Genomic DNA, 23,136 nt, shown 5'->3' on the forward strand with positions numbered 1-23,136 from the left:
TCGGCCTCCAAGAATGACCCCTAGCCAGCGCTTCATCATCCTGCTCCAGTCATGGTGGCCGTTTGGGGAAGAATAAAGCGAAATGAGCTGCCTAACCCCGGGTTAGAATCGATTTCAAGGGCGCCGCCGTAAAGAGAGACAATCTGCTGGACGATGCACAATCCAAGACCTGTGCCGGTTTCCTGCATAGCCCTGGCCCCCTCGGTCCGATAGAACTCCTCGAAAATCCGGGGAATCTCTTCAGTGGTGATTCCAATACCCGTGTCGGTCACCGTCCCAATGATTCTCTTTTCGATTGTATTTTCCTGAAGGGAAAGGGTGATCTGCCCGCCCGGTGGGGTATAACGGATGGCGTTGCCGAGCAGGTGCATCCAAAGCGCCTGGAGGTATTCTCTGCTTCCTGAAATAAGCGTGTGGTCCATCCGCTCCACGCTTACGGTCAGACCGTGTTCAGCAAACTCTTTTTTGAAGGCGGCAAGGGCGCCTTCGGCCATGTCCGCCAGGTGAACGGTCTCCGTCTTCGCCCCTCCTATATTTTCTTTGAGACGCGACAGGAGGAGCAGGTCATCAAGGATAGCAAGCAATTCCCCGGCGCGTTCTTCGACTTGTTGCAGAAAAGCAACCTGTTCCGAGGGGGGGACATATCCTTTGCGGATGAGTTGAATGGTGTTTTGAACAACGGCCACCGGCGCCCGGAGGGTGTGCACCATGGTCATCATAAAACGGCCCTGCATTGTGCCGATCTTCTCTGTTTCGGCTTTGACCCTCGCAAGCCCGAGGAGTTTCTCCTCCAGTTCGTTTACCCTTTGGGCTTCACGGTTGAGTCTCTGCCGATCCATCTCCCGATTGATGACGTGCATCAATAATTCGTGAGTAAAGGGCTTGGCAATAAAATCATGGGCCCCCTCGCGGATGGCCTGAACGGCAAGTTCGATGGTCGCATACCCGGTGATGATGATGCTGATGATGTCGGGTGCTATTTTTCGCACCTGCTGCATCATCTCCAACCCACTCATGCCGGGCATCATGGCATCGACCAGCAAGACATCAAAAGACCCCTGACGGAGTTTGTCCAGGCCGTCAGGCCCGTTTTCGGCTACTTCCACCTCCAATCCTGAAGACGTGAGAGCCCGCCGGCATCCTTCACGAATTCCCAACTCATCATCAACCACAAGCACGCGCATATTTTCTGCTCCCTGCCAAGGTTCCTGATTCACAACTTATGGGACTTGTAGCAAAAGAACCCTGTAATGTCAAATTGAGTTCAATGTCATCGCTGTTTTATAACAGAGCCGTGTACGCAAGCCGATTATAAAAAGGTGGGTAAGAAGGGAAAATTTCAGCTTTGCAATAAAGACGTTTCCGTCTATACTTACCGCGAAATATTTTTCTTTCGCAAATCACTTTTCTACTTGGAGGATCGGGCATGAAGTTCAGTCTGCAGGACCAAAACATCATTGAGCATTTGTCCAAGGCAAGGACCATGCATCCCGATTTGGAGGCGTTGTTCCATTTCTATGAACAACTCTTTCATGTCCAGTTTACTTTCAAGGCTCACCTGAAAGAGGATCGTCATCTCGAATATCTGGAGAATAGAGAAATCGATCCCGCCTGTTTGGCATCCGGAATTCCCCAGGTGAGCTTTGAGGAACTCCGGATGGAGGCCGCTCCGTTCCTTGATCTGTACAGAGATATTGCGCCGCTGTTGATTCGTTATACGGGATATCTCCCTCCCGATAGCGATGAGCCGAAACCGGAGACGATCCTGGCCCATGCGCAGGAGATCTTTAACAGCAGGCTCCCGCTCGTTGGCGCGGGCCAGTCGGCGGATGTGATCAGAGCGGCCAGTGGTCTTGTTTTGGCCCCGTATGTCCAACTGGCTTGCGAACGAATCATGCCCCGCATCGCGCAGGACGCGTGGCACCGCGGATATTGCCCCGTCTGCGGCGGAGCGCCGTCTTTTGCAGTCGTTCATGCTGAGCCCGGTTTCCGCACCCTGTTGTGCTCGCGTTGCAATGCGGAGTGGCGTTTTCGCCGAATGGGGTGCCCTTTCTGCATGGAGAGGGATCGCCAGACCTATTATCCCAGTGAGGAGGGGAGATACCGACTCTACGTTTGTGAAGCCTGTCACCGGTATCTTAAATCCATCGACATGCAGGAGTCCGATTCAGAACTGTGCCTGCCCGTAGAGACCCTGGCGACCGTCTCTATGGATGTTGCTGCCCAGGAAAAAGGGTGTCTGTTTTTTTAATGGGAAAAATCATGATAAACTCTGTTCCCTCGCCTAATTTGCTTTTGACGCTGATGCGCCCGCCAAAACGGGTTATCAGATTTTTGGTGATCGCCAGACCCAGTCCGGTGCCCTCCTTGACTTGCGCCCGGGCGTTCGGTGCGCGGTAAAATTCCTCGAACAGACGCGCCCGGGCATCGTCCGCAATGCCGATCCCCGTGTCCATTACTTTCAGGCGCACGTGCCCTTCAACGCGGTCCATCGTTACGGTTACAGCCCCGCCCTGGGGAGTGTACTTGATTGCATTGGAAACGAGGTTATTGAGGATAAGATCGAGCTCCTCGTTTGTGGCGGATACGATAAGCGGTGAATCTTCTGGCTCGCACTGCCACTTTAGTTTAATCTGTTTTTCTTTGGCCGACATTTCAAAGCGCGTAATGACTCGTCCGACCGCTTCTGCCAGTGGTATATCTACCCATGTGCCGGTGTCTGCGGGTTCGTTCTTGGCGGAGGCCAGTTCGAGCAAGTCGTCAATCAAGGTTTTTAAAAAGTCGACACGCTGCAAGGCCCGGTTAATAATATCCGCCTGCTGTTCGGTCGGTGCGCCGGCGTAACCGCTCGTGATCGTGCACAAAAGGCTGTGCACGACGCTGATCGGTGAGCGAAGCTCATGCGTAAACATCAGAATGAACTTGGATTTGACTTTGTCCATTTCCGCGAGCGCCTTGAAAGCCATGGCGTTTTCGATTGCCAGACTGCCCTGGTTGGCGATGGCAGTGAGGAAACTGGCGTCGTCTTCGGTAAAGCGATTGGTCTTGATGCAGTAAACGCGAATTATGCCGAGGATTTCGCGTCTGCCTTGCAATCGGGTTGAAAGCATGGCATGGATCCCTTCATCAAGGGCTTGCTTTGGATACTGCAAGCGATCATCATGCGCCACATCGCCAACCGTGATTGTTTTGCCTGCCAGGACTTCACGGGCCAACGGATTATATTTCAAAACCAAATTGCCCTTTTGAAGGTAGCTGTCGCTCAGACCATAGGCCGCGGCATCAATCAGTCGCTCGCCGGTTTTATCGAGCAGGCGGATCGAGCAGCCGCGCACGCCCATTGCCTTTACCGTGTCGCGCGCAAGGCGATCCAAAACTTGCTGCAGGTCCAGGGTCGAGTTCAACGCCTGCATGCCGTCGTACAGTATTTGCAGGCGATGGTAAGCCCGTTGCAGCCCATTGTTTAATTGGATGACCTCGGTCTGCCGCTGGTACAAGCTGCGGTTGAGCGTGGAGGCGATGAAGGCCGTAATAAAGATGCCGCCGACAAAAAACGCAAGCTCTCCGGAGATAAACAGCTTATTTTTGTACAGCGGTGCGTCGATAAAACCCATTACTGAGTAATGGGGCAGGGCCCCTGCATATTCCAGGACCGTCATTCCGCTGAGAAGCAATATGGCTACCACAGAATAGATATAGGTTTGGCGGGGCATCCGCAGTATCGAGGCAATAATAACGTGAAAGAAAAAAAAGGGAATTGCCGGGCTTTCCACGCCGCCGGAATAGTGAATCAGCAGGATCATCGCGAGCCAGTCGAGGATGATCTGCGCTATTACGAGCGGTTCAAGCGATTCGACGTTACGCGGTGAAACCCGGAGCCGCAGTTTGAGGATGGCAAACAGAAATAGATTGTAGAGCAGTATCGCCAGGCCGATGACGTAAAAGGCGTCGGCTTTCAGCGAAAGCTTGAGGACGGAGGTGGCGAACCATGTGGCGGCCAACACGCCGAGCGCCGCCCACCAGCGCAGACTGATCATCCACGCTTCGTTGGCGATCCGCTCTTCTTCAATCGGGCCAATACCCGAATCCGGATCGGTGTGGTGAGGGTCCGCTTGCGCCATATGTTCCTGTCTGCGTATAAATATAAGGGGGCTTGCCTGTTGTGAGACATGCGATACAGCCCGGCCTTTAGACCGCTGAATCGTGCGACAACTCTGTTAAGGTCTGTGTTTGCCGATATGGTTGCGAACGATGGACAGCAGCGCTTCCGGTTCGATGGGTTTTTCGACGAAGGCATCAACCGGCAACTGGGCCATATCCGGTGCAAAACGCAGTGATGCGGTGGCGTGGATCGCCGTAATCATCACGATCGGGATCCCCCTGTATGACGCATACTCGGAGGCCGGATCCGGGTTGCGGATCGTCCGGCATACCTCAAAGCCGGTCGTCATCGAATCCATCATTACGTCCAGCAGGATGATGTCGGGATTGACTTCTTTGACTTTTTGCAAGCCTTCCCGGCGGTCGGCTGCGCGAAAGACCTGGTAGCCGTTCGCTTCCAGCGGCAGGCGCATTGTATAAACTACATCCTCGTCGTCGTCAATAATCAAGACCTTGTTTGCCATGGTTTACACCTGTGAAATAGTGGGCAGATTCGCCGCGCGTATGACCGGTACACACACGTCGCTTAGCTTTGGTCCGAAGCTGGCTTATAAGGATATATTTTTACCGTACGCTGATGCTAAAGAAAAGATGACTCTCTGTCAAGAAAATTCTATCAACATGAAAATTCTATCAACATACAGACATTATTCCCGATATTATTTCTTGACAAAGCCGACAAAAATTTTATGATACTGCCGTGTTGTGTTTCTCTCTTGTTCGCTGAGGTATATTATGTCGGCTCTTGTCATCATCTTTCCGGTACTCAGTTCCCCTGTCTGTGCCATTGTACCGTCGGACGACTGTTTAAATCGCCACGAAGAGTTCAAAAAAATAACCACTCACGCAAGCATCGCCTGCAGGGACTGCCAACTCGGCATCAAACTGATCGACCTTGTCGGGGTGATCCCCTCGATCCTGGCGCATGCACTGCTGCGGATACCGGTGAAACGATGAAAAAGCTTATCCTGCATACGCTGACCATCCGGATATGGCACTGGATCAATGCGCTGATCGTCATTGCGCTGATGATTACCGGCATCCAGCTCCGGGCGCCGGGAATCGGGGAGTTTGCCCGCAGGATTGCCTCTTGGATCCCCGAATACAGCGCGGCCGTTCTAATCCATAGATACAGCGGCTACGCGATGACCATCTCGTTCCTCTTATGGGCGATTTATATCAGTGAAAGCGGCAGCTTTCGGGCCCATTGCCTCCTGCGGCGGGCAGATTTGCCACTCTTGGGGAAGCAGGCGTACTACTATCTCTTTGGCATATTCCAGGGGCGTGAAAATCCTTTCACTCCCACTGCAGAAGGGAAGTTCAACCCTTTGCAGAAGATCGCCTACTACTCGGTCATGCTCGTGATTACCCCGTTGATTATCATCACAGGCATCCTCTTCAGCGACATCTTCTTCTTTAACGACGTGATCGGCTGGCTGGGTGGAGTCAGACTGCTCGACGCGCTGCATGTTGCGGCAGGCTACCTGCTTCTGTTGAATTTGATCGTCCATCTCTACATGTCAACGATGGGACGCAGCAGTTTCGACCTCATCAAGGCAATGATCCTGGGTTTTGAAGAAATGCCGGAGGAACCCCCCGCGAACCATTGAACCCTGTCTGTTAGAGCCATCTCTTTCACGCCCCCCCATCTCCGCTTTTCATCTTTCCCTCTTGACAAGCTGACGCACATGGCAAATAAGGTTTAATTACCGGGCCGGCAGGAGGTCGGCGCCCAAAATCGAAAGGAGTTTCAGCCAGGCGAGGGCCTTTTGGGGGGACAACAGATCCTTGCGCCAGACATCGAGATCAACCAGATACTGCCATTGCTCCTCGCTTGCGATCTCCAGGAGGGCCAGGCAATCATCTGCACCGATCCGTTTGACAACCCAGAAAAGATCCTCGGCGGGCAGTTGTTTTACCAGCTCCCCGGGGTTTTCGCTGTCGAGGACGCGCTGGAGCAGCTTGTCGCCGGGAAGCGACAGCAAATCACTATTGACGGTTTTCCTGAATAGATGTTCCGATGCCGTTACCGATGAAGTCACGATTCAAATCCCCTTGCTTTTGATCAGGTAAAGTTAATCTTCCCCTGTCCGGCTGCCAGTCAGCGACAGGAAAAGCAGCACTTTCGCCGAACGACGAAGGCGCCGACACGCGTGCGGGAACTCTGTTCATAACAACTGGCACTTTCCGGTTCCCCGAGAATTTCCCGCACGCGCGAGTGACTGTTACAATGTACGCGGTGTGACCCCGTTATTCCGCCTTTATCGAAATCTTCCTGCTTTTGGTAATAGTTGTTTCCAGTTTCGGCATGGTAACCGTCAGGACTCCGTTTTTAAAACGGGCATCCACTTTTTCCGTATCGATCCCCTCCGGCAGAGGGATCACCCTGCTGAAAGAGCCGTAGCTTGTTTCCTTATGCCAGTAATCCTTGCCCTTGTCCTCCCTCTCTTCCCTTTTTTCGCCGCGGATTGTCAAGGAATTGTCGGTTAGACTCACATCAATGTCCTTCTCCTCCATCCCGGGAAGTTCAGCCTTGACGGTTACCTCCTTGTCCCCCTCCGTAACGTCAACGGACGGATAGAAAACGTCCCGGCCTCTCTCGCTGCCGAACGGCGTGAGATCAAAGCTGCGGGAAAAATCGTCAAACACCCGGCCCATCTCCCTCTGAAGGGCGTGGAAGGGATGCTCCGTCTCCGCCTGCAGCGGAGATTCGCTCCTGCGCCAAACCGATGGCAACCAGTTCTTAATCATCTCAGCCTCCTCCTTTCCTTAATAATGTTTTGTAAATACTTAATATAATTGCCAGTTGTTTTAACCATAATATAATCAATATAAAATCACTGTCAATATGCTCAGGCGGCGGGGGAAGCGAGAAACGCTGCCTGCGTCAGCAAAATATCAAGGCGGCGAAATAGTGGAAATTTTACTTTCGTTTGTGCTATCAGTAAAAAATGGCTGCCTATGCGCAGGGGAAACTGGCAGGTATGAAACCGTCTTGATTGTTTGATTTTGAGAGGATCTTGATGATGAAGAAATTGATGGTAAATTGTGTTGGCCTGGCCCTGGGCGGGGGGGGAGCAAGGGGGCTTGCGCACATCGGCGTGCTGAAGGTGCTGGAGGAGGAGAAAATTCCCGTCGGCGTAATCGCCGGAACCAGCATGGGCGCACTGGTCGGGGCGGCGTATGCGAGCGGCCTTGGCGCCGGCGAACTGGAGCAGAAGGTTGCTGAATATCTGAACACCCCTGAATTTCAGTCTTCCGTCATCCGGGCGATGGAGCGGGCCAATGAAAAGGGGGATGTGAACTTCGCCAAACGAATCCATAATTTCTTTACCAATACGTTCTATCTGGTGCAGGCCATGTTCAGGCCCGGGATATTGTCCGCCGAGGAATTTCAGGTGATGATTGATTACTTTGTTCCCGATATCCAGATCGAGGATACGCGGATCCCCTGGCATGGCGTTGCCGCGGACCTGGTGAGCGGCGAGGAGATCGTGCTTTCGAAGGGATCGCTCCGGCGGGCGGTAATGGCAAGCTGTGCGGTTCCCGGCGCGATAGAACCCCTTAAAGATGGGGCAAGGCTGCTTGCGGACGGCGGCATCGTCTCCATGGTGCCCACCCGGGTCGCCCGCCGGCAGGGCGCCGACACGGTGATCGCCGTGGTGGTGGAAAAAGATATTTCGCTGCAGGAGGAGCTTCTCACGGCAAAGGAGATCTCCGACCGCGCCAATGAAGTCATGTCAAACCGTCTGGTCCATTATGACTTGCAGGCCGCCGATATTGTCATTTGTCCGGAGGTCGCCGCTCTGGAATGGGCCGATTTTTCCCATGCCCTGAATCTCATCGATGCCGGGGCAAAGGCAACCAGGGAACATCTCCCGGAGATACGCCAGTCGATATCAGGCCTGAAGAGCTGGTTTTCCGCCCGGAAACTTTTACGAAATTTCCTGCCTGAGTAAAGAACATGCCGGCGATGCCCTGCTGCGACGACCCGTCCGAAAAAAACCTCTCCCTTAGCCGGTGCTCGCAACATAATCAGGGCGCCGGCAAATCAACAAAAGTAACTGACGCAAATATTTTCACCTTTCCTCTTGACAGACGGGCAAGCATGCATATAATCCATCTGACCACCCCCCCGGGTGGGAGGGGTCATAGAAAAGATTATATAAATTAAGTATAAACATGAGGTGGCAATGAAAAATGAAAAAGCCTTGCGTCGTCTGAAAACAATCGAGGGGCACCTGCGCGGCGTTATCCGCATGGTCGAGGGGGATGTTTACTGCATCGATATCATTCGCCAGATTCAGGCAGTGGAAGCGGCGCTGAACAAGGTCAGCGCCCGGATACTGGAAAACCACCTGAACACATGCGTCATAACCGCGATCAGGGGCGAAGATACCGGCGAGCGCGAACGCGTCCTGAAAGAGATCACCGAAGTTTTTGACATGGCAAATAAGGTTTAATCACCGTGCCGGCATGGCGTCGGCGCCAAAAAATCGAAAGGAGTTTTTTATGAATACTGTTACCTGGGTTGTTCCTGCTATTAGTTGTGGTCACTGCACGCACACCATCGAGATGGAGGTAGGCGAGTTGCCGGGGGTCCAGTCTGTCAAGGCTGATATAGCTTCCAAAAAGGTCGCCGTCACGTTTGACGCCCCGGCGACGGAAGAGAATATCAAGGCCCTGCTGGCCGAGATCAATTTCCCCGTGGACGTTTCGGCAGTCTGACGAAAGCATTTTCTCTGCGCGGAGCAGGGGTGTGTCGCAACCTGTAATCAGCCGGAGTCATTAAGGAATGGATATGGATGATACGAAACGCGTGCTTCTCCCCATTACGGGGATGACGTGCGCCAACTGCGTCGCGGCGGTCGAGCGCAACCTGAAGAAACTGGATGGCGTAAGCCAGGCGGTGGTGAATCTGTCCTCGGAACGGGCGACCGTGGATTTTGATCCGGCCAGGCTGACAGTGCCGGAGGTGATCGCCCGTGTTGAGCGGGCTGGCTACGGTGTGGCAACGGGTGAGGCCGACCTGGTCATCAGGAGGCTCGCCGACGACAATGACGCGCGGCGGCTGGAAAAGGCCCTTGCCGGTCTGGAGGGGGTGCTCGAGGCGCAGGTGAGCTTCGCCGGTGAAAAGGCGCGCGTCCGGTACGTGCCGACCATGATCAGCCAGGCGGAAATCCGCCAGGCTATTGCCGCCGCCGGATTTGCAGCCCTCGAGCTGGGCTCTTCGGCCGAGGACGCCGAGGCCGAGGCGCGCGGGCGCGAACTCAAAGAACAGCGCCGCCTGCTTATCACCGGGCTGATCTTTACCCTGCCGCTGTTTTTGTTTTCGATGGCGCGCGACTTTGGTCTGACTGGCCCCTGGGCCCATGCCTTCTGGGTGCATTACGCCATGTGGGCGGTGGCGACACCGGTGCAGTTCTACGTGGGCTGGCATTACTACACGGGCGCGTACAAGGCGCTGCGAGGCGGCTCCGCCAATATGGACGTGCTCATCGCCCTGGGTTCATCAACGGCATACTTCTACTCCATTTTTATTACGCTGGGGGTTATTCCCGGGCATGTCTATTTTGAGACCGCGGCGGTCATAATCACGCTGATTCGCTTGGGGAAATTTCTCGAGGCCCGCGCCAAGGGACGTACCTCCGAGGCCATCAAAAAGCTGATGGGATTGCAGGCAAAAACCGCCCACGTTATGCGCGACGGGCGCGAGGTGGACACGCCCATTGACGAGGTGCAGGTAGGCGATATAGTTATCGTTAAACCCGGCGAGAAAATCCCGGTGGACGGCGTCGTTATCGAAGGGCGCTCAGCCGTTGACGAAGCGATGCTGACGGGTGAATCCCTGCCTGTGGAAAAAAAGCAGGGCAATACGGTAATCGGTGCGACCTTCAACAAACTGGGACGACTTACCTTTGAGGCCACGAAGGTAGGCCGGGAAACGGCGCTGGCGCAGATTATCAAGCTGGTGGAAGAGGCGCAGGGCAGCAAGGCGCCGATCCAGAGACTGGCGGACCGGGTCTCGTCCATCTTTGTGCCCGTGGTCATCGCGATTGCGCTTTTGACCTTTGCCGTCTGGTATTTCATTGTGCCGCTGGCGTTTCCCGATCACCAGTTTGTCAATCCCCTCTTTACGACCGCGCTTATCAACATGGTGGCGGTGCTTGTGATTGCCTGCCCGTGCGCGATGGGGCTGGCCACGCCGACTGCCGTAATGGTCGGGACGGGCCGGGGCGCGCAGATGGGGGTGCTGTTCCGCAGCAGCGAAGCGCTCGAACGGGCGGGCAAGATCGAGCTGGTAATACTCGACAAGACAGGCACGATCACGAAGGGTCAGCCCGCGGTTACGGATATCGTTACCGCGGAAGGAGCCCCGTGGAATGCGGATGAACTCCTGCAAATGGCCGCGGTGGTGGAAAAAGGGAGTGAGCATCCGCTGGGCGAGGCTGTCTGGACGGAGGCCGGGGCGCGCGGGCTGAGTCTGGCGGAAGCGTCCGGATTTACTGCTGAACCGGGGCAAGGAGTACGGGCCGAAGTCGAGGGAAAAAGCGTGCTGGTCGGCAACATTCGGATGCTGGAGACGGCAGGAATCCCGCTGAACGGACTGAGCGCTGTGGTCGGACGTTTGCAATCCGAGGCCAAGACGGCCATGCTCGTTGCCGTTGACCAACAGGCCGCAGGCGTGATTGCCGTCGCCGATACCGTCAAGGAGGGTTCGCTCGAGGCGATTGCCGCTTTGCGCCGGCTGGGCCTGCGCGTGGTTATGATTACGGGCGACAACCGGCAAACGGCGGAGGCGATCGCCGGCCAGGTCGGCGTTGATGCGATTTTGGCAGAGGTGCTGCCCGCCGGCAAGTCTGACGAAGTGAAAAAGTTGCAGCAGGCAGGCAGCGTGGTGGCGATGGTCGGCGACGGCATCAACGATGCCCCCGCTTTGGCGCAGGCGGATGTAGGCATGGCGATCGGCACCGGCACGGACGTGGCAATGGCGGCCGCCCCTGTGACACTGATGAGCGGCGATCTGCGCGCTGTGGTGCGCGCCATTAATCTTTCCCGTATGACTCTGCGGACGATCAAGCAGAATCTGTTCTGGGCGTTTTTCTACAATGTAATGCTGATTCCCGCCGCGGCGCTGGGCTTCCTGAACCCGATGGTTGCGGCCGGGGCGATGGCGTTCAGCAGCGTGTTTGTCGTCAGCAACAGCCTGCGGCTGCGTCGCGCCAAGGTTTAATTCCGGAGGACTGGCAGTTGTTCTTTGATCATGAATAGCAACACGCAGATCAAGACCTTCAAGTCAATTGCATAAGGTCGGGATTGTTATTCCCAGTTGCGTCAGCCTTCATCCCTCCCGAATCCCAGCTCTTTCCGCAAGGGGCCGAGGTTCATGAAGGGTTCGCCGTTCTTTTTCTTTTGGGCTTCCCCATATTCCAGATCCTTTATGAGGCCGAGGACTTTCTCTCTGCCCGCTGGCGATGCCGCGGCCTCCCGGGGGGTCTTGCCTCCGAGGGCCGGAATCGCCGTATCGGGCCAGGCGGACAGGTACTTCTGCATCACCGAGGTCAGCATGGTTCTGTACCGCTCATCATGTTTTAAGGGCTTTGCCGCTTCCTCTTTTTCTTCTTGCCGTTCCATGGCTACGTCGATGTCCTCGAATTCGTCGACGCGATGACGGACGGAACCCCGCAGCAGATCGAGAAGCCTCTTTTTTCCCCTTTCCAGTCGTTCCCGGGACATGCATTCGAGGGTCAGCCTGTCAGGATGGAGGTTGACCGTGCCGAGGACCGTGAATGTCAACTGCCCGGAGGGATGGACGATGCTGGAGGTGGCAACGATTCCCTTTTCAGCTTCCTCGGTGCCTATTTTCCACTCCCTGGAGGGGCCTCTTTTCAGCCACGAGTAGCTCACGCCCCCGGAAGGGGTCTCTTCCTCATCGGTGAAATCGTACTCTCCGGAAAGGAGTTTCCGGGCGTGCCCGAAATCGGACACTGTAAAGTGGGCCTTCGCAGTGATGATTCGGTGTCTTTCCTCGGTGAGCAGCACGGGCGGTTTTTCAACGACCTCATCAAAGAAACGCCCGATCAGGAAGGCGTTCTCCTTCAAAAAGACGGGCCAGCCCCCTCGCCCCGTTTCGGCCTCGAAGCTCCGGCGAGCCTTGTCTATGTATGCCTTCAGGGCTTCTCCCCTCATCCGTGGGAGCTTCTGCCCATTTCCAGCAAACCTGCACACGCCGTCCATTTTGTAAACCCTCGCCTGAAGGAGATCCCATTGGACGGCCTCGTAGGACGCGGAGATTTCCTGCACACCCATCACCTCGCCGGTAAAGATATCCCGGATCGTCAGCCCTTCCCCTTCCCGGACAGCCTGCACCTCGTAGATGGACTCGTAACTTTTCATAAGTGATTCGGCGAGGCGTTTCTCTTCTGCGGCCAGTGTGTTCCCCCGTTGGTCGCAGAAGCTCTCCATTATTGTTTTTCCGTTTTCCCTGCGGTAGTCGTGGATGAACCAATCGTGGAACTGGCCTTCATCTCGGGAGGCCCTCTCGGGCAGTGCGAGGGGCTCCCGAGGCTCGATATTCCAGAATATGCCCGTGCCCCTCAGAAAATCGTTACGGGATATCTCCCTTTTGATGTAGCGGGAAAGATTTTCCCGGAGGCGCCGGAAAACCGGATCAGGAACGGGCGCTTTGCGGGGCGCCGGTTCAGTTGGCGCCGATTCCTGCCCGGATTCCTTGAGGAGGCAGCACTTCTTGTATTTCTTTCCGCTTCCGCAGGGGCAAGGGTGATTTCGGCCGACCGCCCGTCGCGGGGGCGCCGTCGCCTCCCCCATGACGCCTTGCTCATGAGGAGAGGGGAGTTCCCGCCCGAGCTTTTCCGCCACAAACATAAGCTTATCGAGAAGGCCTTCCTTGAATTGATCGCGATCGCCGTTGAGCCGGTAGTAGTTCCCCCGGTCCATGACCTCTGCGGCCTTGCTGTAATGGGTAAAGGCCGCCTCGAGATCGCCCTTGTCGAAGGCGTATTCGCCGAGGGTGACGTGACCTTCTACGCTCAGGGGGTCGTTCTTGAGCGCCCGCTCGTAAATGGGCACGGCATCCTCCCGCCGCTTGCCCTGCCGGAGGGCGTTGGCAAAACCGATGAGGAGTTCGGGGTTCTCCGAATCCTTTTTCAGCTTCTTCTCATATTTGTCTATCAAATCCTGGATGGGCATATCCTTCCCGAGGGCCGATACCGACCTGCGGGTGGCGACTGTCATTTCATCCAGGTCTGCTTTGGCGGCTTCCGGGAGAAGATGGAGCGCCGCCAACCGGGCTGTCACCGCGATCCTTCCCTCTTCGGGGATTTCATAGTGGTCGAGCGCTCCGCATTGCTTGCAGACGATGCAGTCATCAATCACCATGTCTGCTGTGCCGACGACCGCGAAGACCTTGTCAACCGTGTAATGATAGACATTATGACAAGAGCGGCACTTGAGCGGGATCTCTATAGGTTCCCTCAGGAGGGCTGCCATGTCCCCCTCTTCCAGCGCGCGGCGCAAGCGCTTTTTTCTTTTTTCGCGGCGCTCGCTTTCCCGCTCGATGCTATTGAGTTCGGGATTTGTTATGCCGTTGACAAGGCACAGGAAGCGAAAGGTCTCGTTTTCGGCTTGCTCGCCCGCTTTCAGCTCGGTCTTCAGAACCGGGATAAACCTTTTATCGCCTATTCCGGTCACGGTGTTCAGAAGCCATTCCCTGTACTCGCCCCACAGAAGTGACCAGTGGGTCAAAACGAGATCAGCCGCCTTCTCCGTTGGAGTCTCCTCCAGGACGCGCAGCGCCAGAGGGATTCCGACCTGATTGTTCTGCTCGAAAAGGGGGCACAGCAGGGGAATGGAAAGGTCGCCCAGACTGCTGACTGCCTTGGCGACGTCATCAGCGAACTCGTTGTCTTCGAAGCTCACTGTCAGCAGCTCCCGGGCCAGCTCTGCATCGATGAACCTGCCCGCGAACCGGATGATTCGCCCGTTTGCCTCGGCGAAAGGGAACTGCCCCAGCCGGCGGATGGCCTCGCCGGCCAGGCTCTTCGCGTCCGCACTTTGGGCAAGGAGATCCAGAAGCGCATCGTCCTGGGGCGCCGCGGGCCTGTCCTCAAAAAATATCCTGAGCGCAGCATCCGGGTCGAGCATTGCAGGATTCAGGGCGAGCAGGGAGCGGGACTCTGTAAGCAGGGAAAGAACGATAATGGCAATACAGGCAACGATTTCCCGCTGCGCGGGGGGAATTTCCGCGGCTGTTTCCTTAAAGGCGCTCAGGACGGCGCAATGAAAGAACGGGACGTCCCTTTGCGCCTGCCAGCGGAGATAGGCATCCTCGCCGTGTTCCCGCCTTTTTTTCTGCTCAATCGCCAGGGCGGTTAGGCCCGTCTCTTGCAAAATTTTGTTGAACCTCCGCCTTTTCAAGAGCGCTTTGAGGGATTTTGCGACGTTCGCGTACTCGCCTTTGATCAGGAGCTCGAAAGCATCATCAACTTCCGCGGCGAGTTCTTCGGAGGCCCTCTTGCCGGCAAGGTCCTCAATCGCGCACCATCCCCCGGCGCGGTACGTGATTCCGGATAGGAGCGCCGCGACATAGCCGCTCACGCCGCTGCGATAGGCGGAAAGAAGCAGTTTGCTAATGTCTGTGCCCGCCGCGAGGTTCGCGTGGAAAAACAGAGCTGCCGCCTCCCGGGAGCGGCCAAGCGAGTCGAGATGCCCAAGTGTGTCTTCCACGTACAGATGGGCCTCTTTTGTTCCGAGGAGGGCAACTTTCATCAACCCCCCGGCGAAGTCGGCGAGGGCAGCCTCGGCCTCGGGTATCCGGACATGCTTTTCCTTTACGGCGTCGAGAAGTCTGTTGTCTTTCAGCAAAACCAGGGCATGGGCGAGGCGCTCTGCCGAAAGACCCGAGCTTTTTCTGAAGGCGGCAAGCAGGGTATCGGCGATGCCACTGTCGGGATAGGCGCAGAAATAGTCGGCGGCTTGGACCGCCACCGATTCTTCCCGGTCGTTCAGAAGCCCGACCATGAGCGGCCCCGCCTCCTGCGGGTAAAGATAGCGCGCCCGGTCAGCCGCCCAGCTTCTCACCCCCGGGTCTTGATGCCCGCACAAGCGGGCGAGCGCTTCAAAACTCCACAAAAAATCTGCCAATCCTTCCTCCTTCCAGAGGCCTGCGAAAAGCCATTGCGGCAGGCATGATACGTTTCCGCCTCTGTCATTATCCCTGCTTGCCAGCGGATCGAACAACCGCACCGCATGGCACGTTCGGTAGGGGCAACTCTCCCATCCATGTGGCACGTTCCCTTCGTCGGGAAGAGGAAGCACGGCCCACCGCTTATTTTCCCAATCAATAAATCTTTCCCCTTTTTTATGCCTTGGCGAGGAGCCGCTGCCAGTCTTCGTCAACCATGGCCTGGATTTGATCGAGATCATGGTCGGTCAGATGCCGAAAGCGTCCCTGGAGGCGGAAGTACTCGCGGACAAGGTATTCCCGCGGCTTGTAGTTAATCGTGTAGCTTTTGCCGTTTTCCACCTCGTAGAGGGGGAAGATGTTGGTCTGGACGGCCATGCGGGCTATCTTGACCGACATCTCGGAGGGAATGCGCCAGCCCGTTGGGCAGCTCGCGTAGATGTGCAGAAAGCGTGAGCCTTTTATCTCCCTTGCCTTTTGCGCCTTGCGGATCAGGTCGTCGGGAAAGGCGATGCTCGCCGTCGCGACATAGGGTATCCGGTGGGCGACGAGGGCCTCGACGATGTTCTTTTTGCGCATCTTTTTCCAGTCATGGCCGGGGGTGGTCGTGGTCCAGGCTCCGTACGGCGTGGACGAGCTCCGCTGGATGCCGGTATTCATGTAGGCCTCGTTGTCGTAGCAGACATAGAGGAAATCCTCGTTCCGCTCCACCGCCCCGGAGAGGGCCTGAAAACCGATGTCGAATGTCCCGCCGTCGCCGGCCCAGGCAACGACCTGAGTTTCCGTATCGCCCAGCATGTCGAGGGCGGCCCGGACGCCGCTCGCCGTGGAGGCGGCGGTCTCGAAGGCGCAGTGGATGATGGGTGTCTTCAGCGTTGACTGCGGATACGGCCCGGCGATAATCGACCAGCAGCAGGCGGGCAGCACAATCACGGTCTTTTCCCCCATGGCCTTCAGGAAAAAGCGCATCGCAATGGCGGCGCCGCATCCGGGGCAGCCGACGTGCCCGGAGTGTCATCTCTTCCGCCGATGCCGGCGATGGTGAATTGGGATCAGAGTAACATTATCAAAAAACCATTCCTAATAATAAATATTACACTGACTCCAATTCGCCACCTTCATCCTCGTCGTCATCGTCTCAAGATCGTAGCAACCCGGCTGATACTCACCCGTTTTGTGATGCCTCCATAGACTGAGCCGTGTCATGAAGCGTTGCCAGGTGATCGGCTTCACACTGCCATTGCCCTTTTACAACCAGGTACTTAGCGGCCAGTTTATCGGTATCTTCAAAAATACGGACTTCGATCCCATCGGCTGATGCCGCCCAAACCTCCGACTTGAGGTTCTCAAGATTGAACCCTTCCACAGGGAAGCTCTTAGTCCATCCAGGCCATCCTGTGGGCCTCCACTGATATCCGGATGCCTGTAGCTGAGCTTTGATTGCAAAAGTGGGGGAGCCGCCCCGGCTATCTTGATTGCCAACCTTCACGACAAGGCGAATCTTGATGCCCCTAAGGGGCGGATAGTCAGCCCAATTAATCTTACATAGGGGTTGTATGCACTCCAGCTCTTCAAGAAATGGGGACTTGCTCCGGCCATCTGTAATGATTATCAAAGTATCCACGGCGCGTGTCAGGGCAACGTAAAGGAGACGTCTTTCTTCCTTGGCGATCTTATCTGGACTGTCTCCAAAAATTCTAGAAAAGACCCAGTTGGGGTGAATCAGGGGGTAACTGCGTGCAACAGCATCAAGGACAATTACCACCGGTTTTTCCAAGCCTTTGTATTTGTGCGTGGTTGAGATGCTGATCCGCTCTTTCAGGCCTTGTGAGAAAAAGGACCTAACCAGACCAAGATATCGATCAAGTCCGCGCCCATCGTTACCAGCTTGATCTTGGTAATTTACGAACCAGGGCAACCCGTTTCGCCGGCACAGCATTACGACGTCTTTGCCATCTACCAAAGCTTTGTTTGCGAGCCGAGACACCACCGGCGTCAGGATGTCGCCCGGATGGCGCTCCTTCTCGATAGGTGATGGCTTAAATTCGTTGATATCCGAAACAAGAACCTTGCCGACAGATTTCCTGTAAGCTACCGCAGGCTTTCCCAACCCATTCATCAGCGCATTGCCGACGGCGACAATCGCGCTCGGAGACCTGTAGTTTGTAGAAATATAAAGTTGGCGAGATTTTCCAATGTGTTCTTCGAAGTTTTCGAAAAATCGAAGATCCGAGCCCGCAAACCCATTGATTGCCTGCCAATCGTCACCGACGCAGAATAACTCAACTTTCTGATTTTTCTCCCTGAGGGCACCGAGAAGCCGGTAGAAGAGATCCGAAAAATCCTGAAATTCATCGATACAAATATAACGCAGCGCAGCAATATCTCCGCTCTCCAATTTCCGTTGGAAAACGGTCTGACCGGAGCGGATCGCTTCGGTAGCGCGTTGCATCAAGCCGTCGAAATCATCCTCCCCAGTAGCAGTTAACCGATCAAGGTAGGCGCCATACAACTGGCATGCGAGGTTGAGAAACATTACCTCGACAGGGGAAATTGGCAAATAAACCTCTATACGTTTTCGAAGTTCTGATGACGACAATGACTGTTTACGGCATCTTCCAATGAAGCCCCTTGATGCAGTCGTAAATCGATCAATCGCCCGGTCCCTGATGCGATGCCAAATCTCGTCCTCAGACAATCGAACACATTGAATTCCCTGTTTTTCAATACGTGATTTCAGTAAATCAAGAAATGAAGTAACTCCATTTTTTGCAAGCTCGTTCGGGTAAAACTCAATCAAGGTCCAATCTTTATTGCCATCCCAATACTTTCGCTTGGTTTCAGACATCTCGTCATAATCCACATCTCCTTTGAGTCCGAAATATTCTATGATCACGCCGCTATTTGATGTCTTGAAGATAGTGAAGTCCGGTCGGTAGTTTTTACCGCTCCAAAAGAAGTTACGCTCGTATTTGTACGAAATGTTATGTTCGAAAAGGAAATCAGCGACGACTTTTTCACCATATGACTTCACGTACTCGCCACCAATACTTTCTCGTGTCAGGGATCGGCGAAAGCGAAGGAACTCTTCCTTGCTTTGATCATACCGGCCTTCGACGATACGATCCCAGTCTTCTCGGAAATGGGCGAGCATCAGTTCACGGATTTGGTCTCTGAACGTGGGAATCTGCAGGTGATCGTCAAGCAACTGCTGTACTGCCCGACTTAATCCCTGGTCTTCTCCCGCGTCATCGTCGTATAGAGGACTCTCCTCTGGATGAACGATTGCGTAAGCCAGAGCGTGGAAAGTCATTACATGAGGAAGTGTGATATTAAATCTCTTGGCAATGGCGTCAACGGCGCTGACCTCAAATTTACCTCTATCGAATCGCTTGCGCTTGCCACTCTCCCGAATCCGGCGATCAATGTCAGCTTCGATTGCCGCATTGGCGCCCACACTGAGAAAGGCTACCAGTCTTCTGCGCACCTCCAACACAGCCTTCCTATTGAAGGCAAGGATGAGCATCTCGCTTGGAGGCACACCGCAATGTTTGAGCAAAAATAGAGTACGATTAACAAGTGTTGCAGTCTTTCCGCTTCCGGCGCGGGCTATAACCTGGATATGTCCATGCACTGAAGCGATGGCCGCTAACTGCTCGTCGTCAGGAATTTGTTTCACGCTATCCTTGGCACTCGGAGTGTTAGCGGTTACCCACGACTTCACAAAGGAAAGCTTTTCCGCTTCGAACTCCTGCTCAGTGATGAACCCGGCACACGATTTTTGAAAAAAAGAATCGACACCAAGAAAATCAGATTGAAGCCGTTGTCGCACCTCCCACAGTAAAGCATTTCGCTGTTCTTCATTTAAATTAGCCAAATTTTTCGGTACATCTATATCATTTTGTCGATTATCCAAGATATGGTGGTTTTTCCAGTTTTGCAAAATTTTGTCTTGAATTTCAGAAATTTGTATGGTTTCTATTATGCCAGATTTAAAACTTTCAGAGTTGAAGGTTTTTTCTTTGTTGTCTTTTTCAAATCGTACATCAATCAACGGAATATAGTCAGTTCGTTGTTCAACACGAATTATTTGCCCGGCACCATATGTAGAATGATGTATATTTGCGCCCTCTATTTTAGACCATAATTCAAGATGCATATCAGAAAAAACGGCAAATTCATTTGCGTCAATATTTTTCACCGGTGACAACCGATTATTATCTTTTACTTTTCCAAAAGTCATGGTTTTATACCTATGTCCATGCCAAGCAAAAAACGATCATTCTGTCATTAATCCATAACTTCATGTCATTCTTCATCTGAAGACCAAGGGGACATAGATTCATATGTCTGCTGGTAATATTCACCCTCGGACGCCAGGAAATCTTCCCATTCTTGTTGAAAATAGTTTTCGATACTCTTTTCAACATTGCTTGTTCTTTCGTGTTCATCCAGAGAATCATAGATATAGTATTTTCTTTCTGCATAGATGTCAAAAGCCAGATAAAACAGCTCCCTTTCTACGCCGGTCTTAAATTTGATAGTATGATCCATAATCGATTTGACCTGCTTATAGGAAAGCTCATGGGGTTTAGAAAGAAGCTGAATTATGACATCTGTATTGGAATTAAACTCCAAAATTTCGGCAGTTCCCTCATAATTCAGGTTAAGATGCTCCGCCTCTTCAGTGTACTTTTTGAAAAAAAGGATTTTTTGATCGGAGCCCCATTCTTCCAATATCTTTTTCATATTGATTACGCAGGAGAATTCAACATCTATGGTTTGGTTAGAAATAGAGTTCAGGAGAACGTGATGCCATTCAATCGGCGAATGACCGCACAAATAACAGACATTGGCCGAACGACGAAATATTCTCGTGCAGATTATTTCATCTCCCGGTCTCCAAAATTTTTTGAGGTGGGTTTCAAATTTTTGTTTGTCGTTCATTTTCATAAAATCAAAAATCCTTTCCCGCTTTGGCACTAAATATCGACGCAATTCCTTCGTCATAACAGCCTTTATTGTAGATTCTTCAATTTCTGACTGCGCATTTTGTCGATGTAGGAGCATGCCGGGTATCTGTTGCAAGAAACAAATAGCCCGTATCGTCCTGATTTGGGAACAAGTTGACCCTCTCCGCAGTCTGGGCACTTGACTCCTTTGGAAATCGTATTTACGGCACACTCCTCATTTGTACATTTGACAATGCCGGACGTCTGCATGAGGAAACCCTTTGTGCATACATTGCAGGATTCCATTGGTTTCCCTTGGTGGTATGCCTGAACTTCTTCCCGGCACTCGAACAATTCACTGACAAACGGCGAATAACCCTTCATAGGGATAGGAATTACAACATGGTTCCGGGCACGGGTCAGAGCAACGTACAGCAGACGCCTCTCTTCGGCGTCGGGAAAGTCTTCCCTCTGTGGCAGCGGTAACTGTATAAGCTCATCTTCGGTCATGCGGCTGGGAAAACAGCGCCGATTTACTTCCTCGGAAACCAGTCCCAGCAGAATGACCGTGTCGGCTTCCAAGCCCTTCGACCCGTGAATGGTTAGCTTTGCCACATTGTGATGATTATCCCGCTCTCCAATAAATGACTGCACGAGGCTGGAGAAGGCATTTTCGTGCTCAGAGCTGTTTTTTTCACCAAGATAGGAATGGTATCTTGCGAGAACGTAGATATTCTCAGTAGTTGCAGTAGTCGCCTTTAAGTGTCTCAATACGAAAGCGAAGTCGCGTTCATGATCGAGGTAGTGGATTTCTAACACTTTTTCCACTCGTACATCCTGTGCGCTAACCGTTTTTCTTAGCTGCTCGGGGTTTTTCATCACAAACCGTGACGCAATGTTGGCAATCCCCTGGTTTGACCGAAACGTCTGGGTGAGAAACTGGGTAGTTCCTTCACCAAAAACATCATGAAAGATAGACATTATACGAACATCGGAACCGGCAAAACCATTGATGGACTGCCAGTCGTCTCCGACCCCGAAGAGCTTGGAAGCAGGACTATGCTTCAAAACTGACTGCAAAAGAGCCACTCGCGAAGATGACATGTCCTGAAATTCGTCAACCAGCAGGAAGCGGTATCCCGTGTCATATTTCTGCTGTTCAATCATATTTCCAGCATCTATCACCATATCCTCGAAATCCACCTCTTCCCTGGCGCCAAGATACTCCTCGTATCTGCGGTACAGTTCCTCGGACAAGGGAAGCACATCCAGAAGCCACGAACTTCCTATGCTGGCGCGTTGGTGAATCTCCTCGTCAGAAAGCTGACTCATCTTGCGGTTCCTGATGTATCCATCGAGCAGGATCACCACCGGATCATCGTTCCGGATATCACCCAAAGCAACTTCTCGGGAATTCTTTTCGAATTTAAAGCCGTTCTCCTTCAGCCAGTACAGAATCTTGTCATAAATGGTGTGATCCTGGAAATCCGCGCTCCGGGTTTCGAAAAACTTCGTTTTCTTTTTACGATGAATGCCCCGTCTCCATTCAGTTTTCTCCAGATATTCAGGAAAATCTTTTGGCGCAGCACCGCGGGAATCCAAGGCAAAATGCTCGTGATAGACGCCTATGGTTGGATAGTAGAAATCGCATTTGTACTGGCCGTGATCGGAGTCTGCCACATCATATTCATAGGAGCGTTCGTACTCATAAGGAATTCCCGTGGCAAAGAGAAAATTGGCGATTCTTAACTCTTCCCGGGACTTGACCAAGTCTCCCTTTAAAGTCCGCAACGGTTCGCGCTTTTCTTCCTCCATCGCTTGGGTTAAGGTTTCCACGATCCCTTGCTGCAATATCTGAAGGAGGCGCCAGGCCAACCAGTGCCGTGTCTCTGCTGAAACGGCATTCATGAGAAACGAATGAATTAGTCGTCTGCGCAGGACATCATCTGTGGCAACATCCGAAATACGTGGTTTACGCCCACGTAATTTTCCGATCAAATCCAGTCCGAATCCGTGGAAGGTCTGTGACCGAATCCGGTCATGTCCTTCAAATTCGCCAAAACGCTGTTGACAACGCTCGTAAAGTTCCTCTTTGGCTTTCTTATTGAAAGCCAGCATTAGAACCTGTTCAGGCCGTACCCATCCTTTCGCGAGAAGATAGCCAACCTTGGCCACAATCACCGAGCTTTTACCGCTGCCCGCTGCCGCTACAAGAAGCTGTCGATCATCACATATCACGCACGCAAGACGCTGTTCCAAAGTGAGCGGAGTTTTTTCAATCCGATCGAAGAAACTGGAGTACTCCGTTAGTTCCTTCTCCACGAAGGCGTCCACATACCTGGTGCGACTATGTCCTCGTATCTCCAGGGCATCCAAAAGATCACGCAAGGCAATAAACTCCGGGTCGGCACCAATAAAATCTTTCAGTGGCCGAGAACGACATATCTTGATTTCCTTTTCCAACTGTTCATTGCATTTGTTCCAAGCCCCATCCAAGACCGCATGAGTCGGATACGCATCGGGAATCAGCGAAAGCACAGATAATTTTGTCTGCTTAACCACATTTGCCGAATATGCACGCAAATCCGCTTGCAGATGTGAAGTCGGTCCCAGAAAGTAAACAGCTTGCTTCCCGGACGCCTTCAGATGAACGATATCAAGTCCGAAAATTTGGCGGGAAAGAAAAACCTCCAGTTCAAGAAAAGGTGTTCTGAACCATACTTCGCCAGATGCAGCCAGATGGAGATATCCATTTTCAAAAGATGTATGAGTGAACAGGAACCGGAGTAATCTTGACTTCATCGCACCTCAATTCGCGCA

At 53.3% G+C, this 23,136-nt stretch carries 17 protein-coding genes; 7 read left to right on the top strand and 10 right to left on the bottom strand.

All coding sequences use genetic code 11. The features are described from left to right. Window positions 1-35: 35 nt before the first annotated feature. A complete protein-coding gene (locus tag K0B01_01845; GenBank protein MBW6484880.1) occupies window positions 36-1,184 on the bottom strand; it encodes a hybrid sensor histidine kinase/response regulator in 1,149 nt (382 codons plus the stop codon). 242 nt (window positions 1,185-1,426) lie between these two features. On the opposite strand from K0B01_01845, the gene K0B01_01850 reads away from it, so the two are divergent. After that, the gene (locus K0B01_01850) at window positions 1,427-2,251 is read left to right on the top strand and encodes a formate dehydrogenase accessory protein FdhE (protein ID MBW6484881.1); all 825 of its coding nucleotides are present in this window, start codon (window positions 1,427-1,429) and stop codon (window positions 2,249-2,251) included. On the opposite strand, the gene K0B01_01855 is transcribed toward K0B01_01850, so the two are convergent. Both K0B01_01855 and K0B01_01860 read right to left on the bottom strand, forming a co-directional pair. Next, window positions 2,208-4,121 (bottom strand): GAF domain-containing protein, encoded by a 1,914-nt coding sequence (locus K0B01_01855; protein MBW6484882.1) that lies wholly within the window; start codon window positions 4,119-4,121, stop codon window positions 2,208-2,210. The two genes, K0B01_01850 and K0B01_01855, sit on opposite strands and share 44 nt — an antisense overlap. Before the next feature lie 96 nt (window positions 4,122-4,217). Continuing rightward, complete coding sequence (locus tag K0B01_01860) at window positions 4,218-4,625, bottom strand: response regulator (protein MBW6484883.1); 408 nt, start codon at window positions 4,623-4,625, stop codon at window positions 4,218-4,220. Between the two features lie 271 nt (window positions 4,626-4,896). Here K0B01_01860 and K0B01_01865 point away from each other — a divergent pair, with 271 nt between their 5' ends. Together K0B01_01865 and K0B01_01870 are read left to right on the top strand one after the other, a co-directional pair. Continuing rightward, window positions 4,897-5,118 carry a hypothetical protein gene (locus tag K0B01_01865; protein ID MBW6484884.1) on the top strand — a complete coding sequence of 74 codons (222 nt, stop codon included), beginning with the start codon at window positions 4,897-4,899 and terminating at the stop codon, window positions 5,116-5,118. Further along, window positions 5,115-5,771, top strand: coding sequence for a cytochrome b/b6 domain-containing protein (locus K0B01_01870; GenBank protein ID MBW6484885.1), 657 nt, complete (start codon window positions 5,115-5,117; stop codon window positions 5,769-5,771). The genes K0B01_01865 and K0B01_01870 overlap by 4 nt, the downstream gene beginning before the upstream one ends. Before the next feature lie 96 nt (window positions 5,772-5,867). Here the strand turns inward: K0B01_01870 and K0B01_01875 are convergent, their stop codons facing one another. Next, window positions 5,868-6,203: a hypothetical protein gene (locus K0B01_01875; protein ID MBW6484886.1), complete on the bottom strand. Its 336-nt coding sequence runs from the start codon at window positions 6,201-6,203 to the stop codon at window positions 5,868-5,870. Between the two features lie 208 nt (window positions 6,204-6,411). Beyond that, complete coding sequence (locus tag K0B01_01880; protein ID MBW6484887.1) at window positions 6,412-6,912, bottom strand: Hsp20/alpha crystallin family protein; 501 nt, start codon at window positions 6,910-6,912, stop codon at window positions 6,412-6,414. Between the two features lie 272 nt (window positions 6,913-7,184). Here K0B01_01880 and K0B01_01885 point away from each other — a divergent pair, with 272 nt between their 5' ends. The 4 genes from K0B01_01885 (at window position 7,185) to K0B01_01900 (ending at window position 11,395) form a co-directional block, all read left to right on the top strand. Continuing rightward, a complete protein-coding gene (locus tag K0B01_01885; protein ID MBW6484888.1) occupies window positions 7,185-8,120 on the top strand; it encodes a patatin-like phospholipase family protein in 936 nt (311 codons plus the stop codon). Between the two features lie 234 nt (window positions 8,121-8,354). Continuing rightward, entirely contained in the window at window positions 8,355-8,624 is a 270-nt protein-coding gene (locus K0B01_01890) for a metal-sensitive transcriptional regulator (GenBank protein ID MBW6484889.1), read from the top strand. A 49-nt stretch (window positions 8,625-8,673) separates the two neighbouring features. Beyond that, window positions 8,674-8,889, top strand: coding sequence for a cation transporter (locus K0B01_01895; GenBank protein MBW6484890.1), 216 nt, complete (start codon window positions 8,674-8,676; stop codon window positions 8,887-8,889). Window positions 8,890-8,962: 73 nt separating this feature from the next. Further along, complete coding sequence (locus K0B01_01900) at window positions 8,963-11,395, top strand: heavy metal translocating P-type ATPase (GenBank protein MBW6484891.1); 2,433 nt, start codon at window positions 8,963-8,965, stop codon at window positions 11,393-11,395. 101 nt (window positions 11,396-11,496) lie between these two features. On the opposite strand, the gene K0B01_01905 is transcribed toward K0B01_01900, so the two are convergent. The 5 genes from K0B01_01905 to K0B01_01925 all read right to left on the bottom strand — a co-directional run bounded on the left by K0B01_01905 (window position 11,497) and on the right by K0B01_01925 (window position 23,118). Further along, the gene (locus K0B01_01905; GenBank protein MBW6484892.1) at window positions 11,497-15,324 is read right to left on the bottom strand and encodes an SEC-C domain-containing protein; all 3,828 of its coding nucleotides are present in this window, start codon (window positions 15,322-15,324) and stop codon (window positions 11,497-11,499) included. 217 nt (window positions 15,325-15,541) lie between these two features. Next, window positions 15,542-16,333, bottom strand: a complete 792-nt coding sequence (locus K0B01_01910; GenBank protein MBW6484893.1) for a hypothetical protein — start codon at window positions 16,331-16,333, stop codon at window positions 15,542-15,544. 196 nt (window positions 16,334-16,529) lie between these two features. Beyond that, complete coding sequence (locus K0B01_01915) at window positions 16,530-19,607, bottom strand: UvrD-helicase domain-containing protein (GenBank protein ID MBW6484894.1); 3,078 nt, start codon at window positions 19,605-19,607, stop codon at window positions 16,530-16,532. Window positions 19,608-19,672: 65 nt separating this feature from the next. Further along, a complete protein-coding gene (locus tag K0B01_01920) occupies window positions 19,673-20,374 on the bottom strand; it encodes a hypothetical protein (GenBank protein ID MBW6484895.1) in 702 nt (233 codons plus the stop codon). 8 nt (window positions 20,375-20,382) lie between these two features. Then, a complete protein-coding gene (locus tag K0B01_01925) occupies window positions 20,383-23,118 on the bottom strand; it encodes a UvrD-helicase domain-containing protein (GenBank protein MBW6484896.1) in 2,736 nt (911 codons plus the stop codon). Window positions 23,119-23,136 lie beyond the last annotated feature (18 nt).

The sequence above is a fragment of the Syntrophobacterales bacterium genome (assembly GCA_019429105.1).
Lineage (GTDB): Bacteria > Desulfobacterota > Syntrophia > Syntrophales > UBA5619 > DYTH01.